The sequence below is a fragment of the Segatella copri genome (genome assembly GCF_026015465.1).
Lineage (GTDB): Bacteria > Bacteroidota > Bacteroidia > Bacteroidales > Bacteroidaceae > Prevotella > Prevotella copri_E.
Genome location: NZ_JAPDUQ010000003.1, coordinates 504,358 through 517,827 on the forward strand (window position 1 = coordinate 504,358; position 13,470 = coordinate 517,827).

Consider the following 13,470-nt stretch of genomic DNA (forward strand, 5'->3'; position numbering starts at 1 on the left):
CAGAGGGCATAGAATCATATCGGTTATGGTTCTATGCCTGTTTGGGTTTTGTCTGATGCAAGCCATGCAGGCTCCAAAGAAGCATGCCAGAAAACGCCCTCATGGTGACCGCGTATATCTTTTGCATGCAGATGAATTGTACTATGATATGTTCGGTAATAATCCTGATGCCCAAATATTAAAAGGTAAGGTCTCTTTCTTGCATCAGGGCAGTCATCTTACCTGTGACAGCGCGTATTTCTATCAGGCTTCTAATTCCGTGAAAGCTTTCGGACATGTTCATTACCGGCAGGGAGACACCTTGTCACTCACTTGTGATAGAGCAGAGTATGATGGGCAGATGCAGATGATGAGAGCACGCAAGAATGTGGTCTTGCATCATCGTCGGCAGACTTTGCGTACTGATAGCTTGGATTTCGACCGCTTGTATAATATGGCAAACTTCTTTGACGGCGGAACGCTGATTGATGGTAAGGATAAGCTGGTTGCCGATTGGGGTGAGTATCATACCGAAACGCGTGAGGCTAAGTTTGTCTATAATGTCAAGTTGCGCAGCGGCAAGGATGTTGTTACCACCGATACTTTGTATTACGATGTCCGTAAGTCAAAGGCTCACATGGTAGGACCTTCTAAGATTGTTTCCGGTGCAAGTGTTGTCAAGACAGAAGACGGATATTATGATACCAAGACCGATAGAGCACAGCTTTACGGCCGTTCTACGGTTATGGATAAAGACAAGACACTTACGGGTGATACGCTCTATTATGTAAAGGATGGAGAGAGTACCGGATATGGCAATGTGGTTTATGTAGACAAGAAAAATAAAAATTCCCTGACTTGCAATTATCTGCGTTACAACGAGAAAACCGGTAATGGCTTTGCCACCCGCAATCCTGTAGCGATCGACTATTCGCAGAAAGATACCCTTTGGGTTCATTCTGATACCATGCGTATCAATACCTTCCATATCAATACCGATTCGGTATACCGTAAGGTGCATGCTTATCCTAAGGTCCGTGCCTATCGTCTGGATATGCAGGCCATCTGCGATTCCCTGGTTTTCAATTCTCAGGATTCCTGCATGACCATGTATAAGGATCCTATCGTCTGGAATGGAAACCGTCAGTTGCTGGGCGAGAAGATTCTGGTCTTCATGAACGACTCTACCGTTCGTTTTGCCCATGTCATCGGACAGGCGCTGTCTGTAGAGCAGATGCCGGATAGTGTTCATTTCAATCAGATCAGTTCTTCTGAGATGAAATCTTACTTTGAAAAAGGTGAGATTAAACAAGGAGAGTCTATCGGTAATGTGCAGACCATCTATTATATGACGGATGATAAGGACAGTTCGCTCATTGGCTTGAATTATCTGGAGACCGATACCATGCGTATGTATATGGGACCGGGCAGGAAGATGGAGAAAATCTGGACCAATAAGTTTACATCTACCATGTATCCTATGACGCAGATTCCGCCGGCAAAATATAAACTTAACAATTTTGCCTGGTTCGAGGACTTGCGTCCTAAAGATAAGAATGATATCTTTGTATGGCGTGGTAAATCCAAGGGCTCCGAACTCAAGAACATTAAGCGTCATGAAGCTCCACTTCAGAAACTGACTGACTGATTATAATGAAGCATCATTTTCTTATATGATTAACATTTAGAGATGAGTGATATTATTCAACTTTTACCCGATTCTGTTGCCAATCAGATAGCAGCAGGTGAGGTTATACAGCGTCCGGCTTCAGTTATCAAGGAGCTGGTCGAAAATGCAGTCGATGCGGGTGCCAGGAATATCCATGTCACAGTTACCGATGCTGGCCGTACCAACATCCAGGTGATAGATGATGGAAAAGGTATGTCTGAAACAGATGCTCGTTTGGCTTTCGAACGTCATTCTACTTCCAAAATCCGTAAGGCTGATGATTTGTTTGCACTTCGCACCATGGGCTTCCGTGGCGAAGCTTTGGCGTCTATAGCTGCTGTGGCTCAGGTAGAACTGAAGTCACGACAGGCTACCGACGAGATAGGAACCCTGATACAGATTTCTGGTTCCCGATATGAGAAACAGGAGCCATGCTCCTGTGCTGTGGGAAGCATCTTCTCTGTCAGCAATATCTTTTATAACGTACCCGCGCGAAGAAAGTTCCTGAAGTCCAATTCTACAGAGTTGAACAATATTCTGACGGCTTTCGAGCGGATTGCATTGGTAAATCCTCAAATCACCTTTACTTTACATAGCAATGGTACCGAAGTATTCAATTTGCGTGCCGCTAATTTGCGTCAGCGCATTCTCGATGTCTTCGGCAAGCGTTTCAATCAGGAACTCCTGCCGGTAAATGTAGAAACCACTATGTGTAAGGTGTCTGGATTTGTGGGCAAACCGGAATCTGCCAGAAAGAAAGGTGTGCATCAGTTCTTCTTTGTCAACGGGAGATACATGAAACATCCTTATTTCAATAAGGCTGTGATGGCTGCTTATGACCGTCTGGTTCCTCAGGGTGAACAGGTGCCTTACTTTCTGTATTTTGATGTAGATCCGAAGGATATTGATGTGAATATCCATCCTACGAAGACTGAAATCAAATTCGAGAATGAGCAGGCTATCTGGCAAATCCTCTCGGCTTCGGTCAAGGAGTCCATCGGTATGTTCAATGATGTACCTACCATTGATTTCGATACCGAGGATAAACCGGACATCCCTGTTTATAATCCAGAGATGAGTACGGCTGCTGCGGCACCGAAGATCAGTTTGAATCCTGGTTATAATCCGTTCAAGTCTTCCTCTTCCACGGGAGCAGTCCCTATGGGAGCCAGTTTCTCTGTTCCTAAGTCGAAACCTCAGGTGGATGAAAAATGGGAACAGCTTTATGAAGGACTCAAAGATCAGGATGATGTGCAGGGGATGGAACAGACCATGGTGTTTTCCGATGATTCTAGTCAGGATAATACGCCAGACAGTATCATTGCAGAGAAATCGCCAGCCCATTATCAGTATAAAGGTAAGTATATCATGACTGCGGTAAAATCGGGATTGATGATTATCGACCAGCATCGTGCCCATGTGCGTGTCTTGTTCGAACAGTATTTGCGCCAGTTGGCTGACCGGACCTTTCATTCACAGAAAGTCCTCTTTCCTGAGGTTGTGCAGTTCCCGATGTCAGAGAAGGTAATCTTTGAAAAGATCCTGCCTGAAATGGAATCGATGGGCTTTGAACTGGAAGATCTTGGAGGCGGAAGCTATGCCGTAAATTCAGTTCCTGGCGGACTTGAAGGATTGAATCCTCTTAAACTGGTACAGGACATGGTTTCTTCTGCAGTAGAAAAGGGCGTATCAGCCATTGATGAAATCAATCAGACTTTGGCTTTGAGTCTGGCTCGCCAGGCTGCAATACCTCAGGGGCAGATATTGAGTAATGAAGAGATGGAGGGGCTGGTGAATGATCTTTTTGCCTGCCAGAATGTCAATTATACGCCCGATGGAAAGTCGGTACTTTGTATCCTCCGTCAGCAGGAAATTGAGCATCTTTTAGGTTAAAAGCAGGGAAAAATCCCGTTTTTCTTTAAAAAGTTAACGAAAAATGCTATTTTTTTTAGAAAATGAAGGTTATTTCAAAAAATAGTATTATCTTTGCTCCGTCATTCAGAAGGTATATATATATAAATTGATTTTTAAATTATAAAGTTATGAAAAAGTTATTAGCAGTGCTAGCATTGGCTAGCGTAACAATGGGCAGTATGGCTCAGGATGCAGCAACTACTGAGAAGTATAGCGTTGCAACAAATTCTTTCTGGAGCAATTGGTTTGTTCAGGCAAACGTTGCTGGTTCTGCATTCTGGGGCAACCAGGAAGAGGGCAATGGTTTCTCTAAGAGCCCACTCAAGGGTTTCAGAAACAATCTCGGTTTCTCTGTTGCTGTAGGTAAGTGGTTTACACCAGGTCTCGGTCTCCGTACCAAGTTCAATGGCGCTTGGGGTCGTACAGTAGTTTCTGAGGATAAGTCAACAAATGCAAATAAGTATTGGACTTTGAATGAGCAGGTTTTGTTCAATGTTAGCAATATGTTGTGTGGTTACAACGAGGCTCGTGTTTGGGATTGCATCCCTTACGCAGGTTTTGGTATTAACCGTAACATGAGCGCTAACTGCTATGCTCCTGTAGTTGGTGTTGGTATCTTGAACGAGTTCAAGATCAATAAGAAGTGGGCTGTCAACCTCGATGTAAACTATGCATTAGGTGCTAACGACTATGATGGTTACACAGGTGTATTGGCAGGTGCTAAGCCTAGCACATCTCGCTCTATCGACAAGGTGATTGCAAGACACGACCGCTCTTTGAATGTTGAGGTCGGTGTTACATACAACTTGGGTAAGGCTACTTGGAACAAGGTTCCAGATGTTGATGCTATCAACGCTCTTCATCAGTCAGAACTCGACGCTCTCAATGCTAAGTTGAACGATGCTAATGCAGAGAACGACCGTTTGAAGAATCTCTTGAACAACCAGAAGCCTGTAGAGGAAAAGGCAGTTAAGGAGTATGTTGCTACTCCAGTTTCTGTATTCTTCAACATCGGCAAGTCTAAGGTTGCTTCTAAGAAGGATCTCGTAAACGTACAGGCTCTCGCTCAGTATGCTAAGGACAACAACGCTAAGTTGGTAGTTAACGGTTATGCTGACAGCGCTACTGGTTCTGCAGCTGTTAACCAGAAGATTTCTAAGGCTCGTGCTGAGAAGGTAGCTGATGAGCTCGTTAAGTTGGGTGTCGCTAAGGAGAACATCGTAGTTAAGGCTAACGGTGGTGTTAAGGATTTGACTCCTGCTTCTTACAACCGTCGTGCAACTGTTCAGGTTGGTGAGTAATTATACAGTATATATAATATAAGGTATAAAAATAGAATAGGGCATTCTTCCTCGTGAAGAATGCCTTTTTTGTTTCTTTGAATTTCTTAAAAAGAACTTTTCTTTCTCAATAAGTACCTTTTGGGGTTGAAAGAGGTTTTGCAGTCCCATCGTAAGTACTTTCTCTTGGTTGGCTGTTTTTGGCAATTGAAATGCAAAAACTGACCGTTTTTACCCTGAAAATTGAGGAGAAACACCAGAAAATGCACTTTTTTGAAGAAAAAACGAAAAAAGTTGCTGAAAAATTTGGTGGAACCAAAAAATAGTCGTACCTTTGCAACCGCTTACGAAAAGTAAGGGCGCTTAGCTCAGCTGGTTTAGAGCATCTGCCTTACAAGCAGAGGGTCGGCGGTTCGAATCCGTCAGCGCCCACGGGGGTGTTCCCTGTGATTCACTTTTGTGGTTGCAGGGACTTTTTTAAGGGCGTTTAGCTCAGCTGGTTTAGAGCATCTGCCTTACAAGCAGAGGGTCGGCGGTTCGAATCCGTCAACGCCCACAATGGTGAAGGTCTTTCAACAATGTTGAGAGACCTTTTTTTTATGCTTTTAAATTATTTTATCACTATTTTCTCTGTTTTCTCACGATAATTCATTAATTTTGCACCCTATATATAATACGTATTGTTATGAATTTAGATTTATTGACTGCCATATCACCAATTGATGGTCGTTATAGGGGAAAAACAGAGCAGCTCGCTAACTACTTTTCAGAGTATGCTCTCATTCGTTATCGTGTACGCGTAGAGATTGAATACTTCATTACTCTATGCGAGTTACCTTTGCCACAGCTTGCTTCTTTCGACAAGTCGCTGTTCGAACGTCTGCGTGACATTTATCGTAATTTTGACGAGAATGAAGCACAGCGCGTAAAAGACATCGAGAAGATTACCAATCACGATGTAAAGGCTGTAGAGTATTTTATCAAGGAAGAATTTGATAAAATCGGTGGCTTGGATGCTTACAAGGAGTTTATCCATTTTGGTTTGACATCCCAGGATATCAACAACACAAGTGTGCCTCTCTCTGTAAAAGAAGCTTTGGAAGAGTGCTTCAATCCACAGGTAGAAGAGCTGATAGCCCAACTTCAGACTTATGCTGATGAGTGGAAGGATGTGCCTATGCTGGCTAAGACTCACGGACAGCCTGCTTCACCTACCCGTCTGGGCAAGGAAATCATGGTTTATGTTTACCGTCTTACCGAGCAGCTCAATTCGCTCAAGGCTTGCAAGATTACAGCTAAGTTCGGTGGTGCTACCGGTAACTATAATGCTCACCATGTAGCTTATCCACAGTATGACTGGAAAGCATTCGGTAACAAGTTTGTCAGCGAAAAACTCGGTTTGGAGCGCGAGCAGTATACCACACAGATCAGTAACTATGACTACCTTGGCGCTATCTTTGACGCCATCCGTCGTATCAACACCATAATCATCGACTTAGACCGTGACTTCTGGATGTATATCTCTATGGATTACTTCAAGCAGAAGATCAAGGCAGGTGAGGTAGGCTCAAGTGCGATGCCTCACAAGGTGAACCCTATCGATTATGAGAACAGTGAAGGTAACCTGGGCATAGCCAATGCCATTCTTCAGTTCCTGGCACAGAAACTTCCGGTTAGCCGCTTGCAGCGCGACCTTACTGACAGTACCGTACTCCGTAACATCGGTGTGCCTCTCGGTCATAGCGTCATTGCTATCCAGAGTACATTGAAGGGCTTGCGTAAACTGATTCTTCACGAGGAGAAACTGCAGGAAGATTTGAATAATACATGGGCAGTTGTAGCTGAGGCTATCCAGACTATCCTTCGCCGTGAGGCATATCCACATCCTTACGAGGCATTGAAGGCGTTGACACGTACCAACCAGCACATGACTGAGGAAACTATTCATGAGTTTATCCAGGGATTGAATGTGAGTGATAGTGTTAAGGCAGAACTGATGGCAATCACACCAAGCAATTATACAGGTATCTAATATACACAAAGGAATTTTGTAGTTTTAGTACATATATAAAAAAGTAAAAATTAGATTTATTAACCCAGCCGTGAGGCTATTAAGTATTTTAAGAAAATGGATTCAGAATTTGAAAACAAACCTCAAGATCAGTCTTCTGAGAATGAGAGAACCCGTGAGGGCTACAACCCAGCAGGTGGTTATCAGAAGAGTTATCGACCAGTAGGTCGCACACAGCGTCCTCGTATCAATTCACATCGCGCATACAGCAGCGACAGAAGTAGCAGTAACAGCGAAGGCGGTTTCCGTCCTGAAGGTTTCGGTGCTGGCTTGCAGAGTACAGGCAGCAGCGAGCGTCCACAGCGCAGCAGCTATCAGAGCCGTGGTGGTTATGGTAACAGCAACCGTGGTGGCTACCAGCCACGTCAGCAGGGAGGCTATCAGTCTCGTCCTCAGCAGGGTGGCTATCGTCCTCGTTACAACAATAATGATGAGCAGGGTGGTTATCAGCCTCGTCAGCAGGGTGGCTACCAGCCACGCCAGCAGGGCGGCTACCAGTCTCGTTCTCAGCAGGGTGGTTATGGCAACAACCGTGGTGGGTATGGTCGTCCACAGGGTGGCGGCTATGGCAACAACCGTGGTGGCGGCTATGGTCGTCCTCAGCAGGGTGGTTATGGCAACAACCGTGGCGGTTATGGCCGTCCACAGGGTGGTGGCTATGGCAACAACCGTGGTGGCGGTTTCCGTCAGCACACTCCTGGTTACGATCCAAATGCTAAGTATAGCATGAAGAAGCGTATCGAATATAAGGAGGAGAACATCGACCCAACAGAGCCATTGCGCTTGAACAAGTTCCTCGCCAATGCTGGTGTTTGCTCTCGCCGTGAGGCTGATGAGTTCATCCAGGCAGGTCTGGTAACTGTCAATGGTGAGGTAGTTACCGAGTTGGGTACCAAGATTCTTCGTACCGATGAGGTGAAGTTCCACGACGCTCCTGTATCTTTGGAGAAGAAGGTATACGTATTGCTCAACAAGCCAAAGGATTATGTTACAACCAGCGATGATCCTCAGCAGCGCAAGACTGTGATGGACCTCGTAAAGGATGTTTGTCCTGAGCGTATCTATCCTGTAGGCCGTCTCGACCGTAATACAACAGGTGTACTTCTCTTGACCAACGATGGTGACCTGGCTTCTAAGCTTACTCACCCTAAGTTCCTGAAGAAGAAGGTTTATCACGTTCACCTCGATAAGAACCTGACAGCTCACGATATGGATCAGATCCGTGAGGGTATCACCTTGGAAGATGGTGAGATCAAGGCAGATGCTGTAGAGTATGCTGATGATCGCGACAAGGCACAGGTTGGCATCGAGATTCATAGTGGCAAGAACCGTATCGTGCGTCGTATCTTCGAGAGCCTCGGCTATCGTGTTACCAAGCTCGACCGTGTACAGTTCGCAGGTTTGACTAAGAAAAATCTCCGTCGCGGTGACTGGCGCTTCCTTACTGAGAAGGAGGTAGACATGCTCCGCATGGGTGCTTTTGAATAAGAAACATTAATATTAACAATGGAAAAAGTAAAAAGAACTAAAGTTGTAGACTTGCTCAAGAGTACAGCCTACGGCTCAATCGTGAATGTCAAGGGATGGGTTCGTACCCATCGTAGTAGCAAAGCAGTCGATTTTATCGCTCTTAACGATGGTTCTACTATTAATAATATTCAGATAGTAGTCGACCCATCAAAGGTCGATGAAAATCAGCTCCGTCAGATTACGACTGGTGCTTGTATCAGCGCTGTAGGTACGCTGGTAGAAAGCCAGGGTGCCGGACAGAGTGTTGAGATCCAGTGCGAGAGCATCGAGATTTACGGTCTCTGCGGCAGCGACTATCCTATGCAGAAGAAGGGACAGAGCTTCGAATACATGCGTCAGTATGCTCACCTCCGTCTCCGTACCAATACCTTTGGTGCCGTGATGCGTATCCGCCATAACATGGCAATGGCTATCCACACTTACTTCCATGAGCATGGATATTTCTATTTCAATACTCCGCTCATCACAGCCAGCGACTGCGAGGGTGCTGGTCAGATGTTCCAGGTAACTACCAAGAACCTCTACAACCTGAAGAAAACCGAGGATGGCAAGATTGACTATTCTGATGATTTCTTCGGCAAGCAGACTTCATTGACCGTTTCCGGTCAGTTGGAGGGTGAGCTCGGTGCTACAGCACTCGGCGCCATCTATACCTTCGGTCCAACCTTCCGTGCAGAGAACAGTAATACTCCTCGCCACCTGGCTGAGTTCTGGATGGTAGAGCCAGAGGTTGCTTTCCTGGATATGGACGGTTTGATGGAGTTGGAGGAAGACTTCATCAAGTATTGTATCCGTTGGGCACTGGAGCATTGCAAGGACGATCTTGCTTTCTTGAACAAGATGATTGACAAGGGTCTGATTGCCCGTCTGGAAGGCGTATTGAATTCCGACTTCGTTCATCTTCCATATACCGAGGGTATCCGCATCCTTCAGGAGGCTATTGCCAACGGCAAGAAGTTTGAGTTCCCATGCGAGTGGGGTGATGACCTGGCTTCAGAGCATGAGCGTTTCCTCGTAGAGGAGCACTTCAAGCGCCCGGTTATCATGACCAACTATCCTAAGGCTATCAAGGCATTCTATATGAAGATAGACGAGGAGGAGAGTGGTTTCGGTGGCAAGAGCGGTCAGACCGTTCAGGGTACCGACGTACTGTTCCCACAGATTGGTGAGATTATCGGTGGTTCTGTCCGTGAGGAGAGTTATGACAAGCTGATGGGTGAGATTGAGGCTCGCAACATCCCTATGAAGGATATGAACTGGTATCTCGATACCCGTAAGTACGGTTCATGCCCACACGCAGGTTTCGGTCTCGGTTTCGAGCGTCTGATTCTCTTCGTAACCGGTATGCAGAATATCCGCGACGTGATTCCATTCCCACGTACACCAAAGAACGCAGAATTCTAGAATAAAAAATGAAGCCTGTTTCGATGCCCTTCGAAACAGGCTTCATTGTTCTTCGCAAGTACTTGCGATGGCCAACGCAGCTACTACTCTATCACCCAATCCTCTATGTTTCCCTTTGAAGAGTCGAAGTTGATACCAACTTTCGTTATAGGTTTGTTGCAGAGAGCGAAACGCTGGCGATAGTTTTTGAGATTGATTTGCTGCATTGCAGCCTGAGCACTCTTATCAAGTTTCAGTTCTATGATGTATAAATCTGTTCCAGTCAACAAAACGACATCTACCCTTCCCTTTGGAGTATGCACCTCTACATCTACCAGATAATCGGTGAGGAGCGAGAAGATGATGAAAAGCATCTGCTGATAATGCCCCTCATGATTGGTGACATTGCAATAAGGCACAGTACCCAGAAAATCCTGTAGCAGATGCAAAGCTCCATCCATGTCTTGCTTATCCAAAGCCTGTGCTATGCGACGAGCCGTATTGGTAGTAGCAAGCGTATTACCAGTAACATAAGACGGAATCAAAGCCTTGGTCAACCCTATCTTCACCTCCTTGTTAGGAATATCAAGCGTATAATAGTTGTAATCTCTGTTATAATCCTTGATGGTCAAATAACCACTCTGGTAAAGCAGCGGCATCATTGTAGTCATATCCTCTGTAGGTGCATCAAATTCACTCTCGTCAGCCTCAACACGCGTAATGCTTGTAGGAAGCACATGATATTTACGCATCATATTGATAAGATAGGTTGGCGTACCAGAGGCAAACCAATAAGAACCCAACTTACCCTGAGCGAAGCAATTGAACAGGCTGTAAGGGTTGAAGACATCAGGTGAATAAGCTGAAAAATGATATCCATCATAATTCTCAGTCAACTTATCTAAGGTCTGCTCCTTGGTAAGATGCATTTTTGTAGCCAGCACTTCTATATCTTCTGATAATTGCCCGCTAAGTTCTTCCTTGGTAATCCCCAACATACCAGCATATTCATCATACATGGATACATTGGTGACGTTATTCAATTCACTGAATATACTCACTTGCGAAAACTTAGTAATACCCGTAAAAAAGACAAAACGAAGATAGGCTTCACGCGCCTTCAGCGGGCTGAAGAAATTACGCATGATGTTGCGAAGCTTAACCAACTCCTCTTTTTCGTGAGCCACGTCCAGCAAAGGGGCATCATACTCGTCAATCAGCACTACCACCTTCTTGCCTGTAGTCTGATATAAAGACATAATGAGGTCTTTCAAGCGAAGATTTATATCTATCTTCTCATTATGAAAGTTAAATTTCCGTTCCTGTTCTTCCACCAAATCTATCAGATATCGTTGTAGCTGATCTTCAGACATATACTTTCCTCCACTCATATCCAGATGGATTACAGGATATTCTATCCATTCTTTTTCAAGCTGTTCCATGGCAAGTCCTTTAAACAAGTCTTTCTTACCTTCAAAATAACTTTGCATGGTCGAAACAAGGAGCGACTTTCCAAAACGGCGTGGTCTCCCCACGAAGAAATATGTACCATCAGAATGGGTCATGCGGTAGATATATTCCGTCTTATCTATATAGAGCTTGTCCTCCTTACGGATACGCTCAAAGGTCTGTATTCCCAAAGGATATTGTTTTATAGCCATAAGCGCTTATTTTTTAATACGTTGCAAAGGTACAACAAAATAATGAGAATGAGGAAAAAAAGATGTAAAATTAACCAAAACCCAGAGTTTAAGAGACAAAATGCTTATCTTCTTTAATCAATTTCATCTATCTTCCTCAACTGATACCCCTCAAACTGCATAATTATCTTATGGAGTTTGGTACCTTGACGCAAGGCTTCTACTCTTGGAGCATCGGCATATCGGTTTATTTGTTCCACAGCTTGCTCCCATTGCTCTTCCGCCTTGGTTTGTCTGCCATTATCAGCCATAGCTCCAAAATTTTTCTTTGACAGCATCTTCAGTTCGATAATATAGCTGTGCTTGGTATCGTAATGAGTCAAGTCTGGCAACAGGAAAAAGTCACAATATCCATGATTCAATTCCAATTCGGGCATCGTATAATAGTAACTGTTCAGATTCAAATATGCCATAAAGAAACCTTGCAGATTACGTTCACCCTCTATGCTATCTCTAACGGAAGAGACCTTGGCATAAGCCTGTGCCATAAACTCCAGCGCAGGTTTCCATTGACCATCAAAAGCCATATCGGTAAACAAAGACTTAAGACTCATTTCGTCTACCGCACAGACTTCGTCATATTGCTCCAGCAGATAGGTATAGTATTGCTTGCGAACATTGTTATTTGGAATGCCAAGCACCAGCTGGTCTCCGCGTGTTCCCTTTATTGTTAACATTCCATAATAGAACAGAAGACTGATAAACATCCGTGGCTTTACCAACAATTTGGCAGGAAAACTTTCCTCAATATTACCTATTATTTCTCCATTCTCGATGATGGTACGCAGCACACCCTTACGGTCGCCATCCAGTTTATCAAGCTGCAGCAATTTTTTCATCTTGCCATAGTCTGTCTTGGTATTAGGATCCATCATATTCTCTGGACCTTCACCTGTCTCACGATAATTTCGCAAATAATAGAACACCATATCGCTGTTGAAAACCTTACTCTGAGTCTTCAACGCACTCTTAGAGAAACAATAGTTGTCATACCATGGTTTCATCTCTTCTATGATAGCCTCCACATTACTATCCGGTCGAATTTCCCCATTCTCCTTATAATAAGTGAAGAGATCTCTTACATCTTCGGTAGAGAAACCAAGCATTTGATTAAAGGCAGGCTTGGTAGAGATATGCCATCCGATGTTGAATCCACTAGTCAAATCATCCAGTGTAACAGGACTTACGCCTGTCATAAAGATTTTAGAGAACATTCCCTTAAACACCTTGAAAATCTCCCGATAAAAACCACTGGCATGGGTAAGAGCCGTATACACTTCCTCCCCCTGCTCATTGAGCACAACATTGGTAAAGTTGTCATACTCATCTACTATAAGATAAAGTGGAAGATTCTTTTTCTCTGCAGCAATCCCAATGGCATTCAACTTTCTGGCAGCAGTTTTTGCATTCAACACATTTTCCACTACTCGTTCGGGATAATACTCCTGATAAGTTTCGATAAAGCTATCAATACATTCATTGCAATAGGCATTGAAGTTTTCTTCCAATTGGTCTATCGAACCTCCTATCTTGGAGAAATCAAGAAACAAGACTTGATACTTTCCCTGATTTTCTGTAGGATGCGAACCTATCCAAAGGTTGCCAAACAACTTATCAAACTTATCTTTACGTTTGATGTCATAATAAGCCCTCAGCATACTGATAAACAAGCTCTTGCCAAAACGGCGAGGGCGAATAAAGAACAAGGCATCAGGCTCATCCTCTAACTTAGGTATATACATGGTCTTATCGACATAATATTGATTTCTCTCAATGATGTCGATGAAGTCAGACACTCCGTAAGGTATTCTTTTAGCTCGTTCCATAATCGCTTATTTTTTAATACGTTGCAAAGGTACAACAAAATATTGAGAAACTGCAAGAAATGGTGAAAAAATAACAAAATGAGCGGGAGAAGGAAGGGATAGCTGAACGAAAAACGGG

8 protein-coding genes and 2 tRNA genes are annotated in these 13,470 nt (G+C 44.2%); 8 read left to right on the forward strand and 2 right to left on the reverse strand.

The annotated features are described in order from the left end of the window. Positions 1 to 25 precede the first annotated feature (25 nt). The 8 genes from ONT08_RS13205 to asnS all read left to right on the forward strand — a co-directional run bounded on the left by ONT08_RS13205 (position 26) and on the right by asnS (position 9,847). Entirely contained in the window at positions 26 to 1,627 is a 1,602-nt protein-coding gene (locus tag ONT08_RS13205; RefSeq protein ID WP_437181598.1) for an OstA-like protein, read from the forward strand. A gap of 42 nt (positions 1,628 to 1,669) precedes the next feature. Then, positions 1,670 to 3,541: a DNA mismatch repair endonuclease MutL gene (gene mutL / locus ONT08_RS13210; protein WP_119237906.1), complete on the forward strand. Its 1,872-nt coding sequence runs from the start codon at positions 1,670 to 1,672 to the stop codon at positions 3,539 to 3,541. Positions 3,542 to 3,690: 149 nt separating this feature from the next. After that, positions 3,691 to 4,863, forward strand: coding sequence for an OmpA family protein (locus ONT08_RS13215; RefSeq protein ID WP_264960154.1), 1,173 nt, complete (start codon positions 3,691 to 3,693; stop codon positions 4,861 to 4,863). A 336-nt stretch (positions 4,864 to 5,199) separates the two neighbouring features. Continuing rightward, positions 5,200 to 5,274 (forward strand) — tRNA-Val (locus tag ONT08_RS13220). Between the two features lie 49 nt (positions 5,275 to 5,323). Further along, positions 5,324 to 5,398, forward strand: a tRNA-Val gene (locus ONT08_RS13225). A 129-nt stretch (positions 5,399 to 5,527) separates the two neighbouring features. Next, on the forward strand, positions 5,528 to 6,874 hold the full coding sequence (gene purB, locus ONT08_RS13230; RefSeq protein WP_117587393.1) for an adenylosuccinate lyase: 1,347 nt from the start codon (positions 5,528 to 5,530) through the stop codon (positions 6,872 to 6,874). Positions 6,875 to 6,970: 96 nt separating this feature from the next. Continuing rightward, the gene (locus tag ONT08_RS13235) at positions 6,971 to 8,401 is read left to right on the forward strand and encodes a pseudouridine synthase (protein WP_118085750.1); all 1,431 of its coding nucleotides are present in this window, start codon (positions 6,971 to 6,973) and stop codon (positions 8,399 to 8,401) included. 18 nt (positions 8,402 to 8,419) lie between these two features. Beyond that, the gene (gene asnS / locus ONT08_RS13240) at positions 8,420 to 9,847 is read left to right on the forward strand and encodes an asparagine--tRNA ligase (protein WP_117587394.1); all 1,428 of its coding nucleotides are present in this window, start codon (positions 8,420 to 8,422) and stop codon (positions 9,845 to 9,847) included. An 83-nt stretch (positions 9,848 to 9,930) separates the two neighbouring features. Here the strand turns inward: asnS and ONT08_RS13245 are convergent, their stop codons facing one another. Both ONT08_RS13245 and ONT08_RS13250 read right to left on the reverse strand, forming a co-directional pair. Beyond that, positions 9,931 to 11,487: an ATP-binding protein gene (locus tag ONT08_RS13245; protein WP_264960155.1), complete on the reverse strand. Its 1,557-nt coding sequence runs from the start codon at positions 11,485 to 11,487 to the stop codon at positions 9,931 to 9,933. A gap of 113 nt (positions 11,488 to 11,600) precedes the next feature. Further along, positions 11,601 to 13,352 (reverse strand): ATP-binding protein, encoded by a 1,752-nt coding sequence (locus ONT08_RS13250; protein ID WP_264960156.1) that lies wholly within the window; start codon positions 13,350 to 13,352, stop codon positions 11,601 to 11,603. Positions 13,353 to 13,470 lie beyond the last annotated feature (118 nt).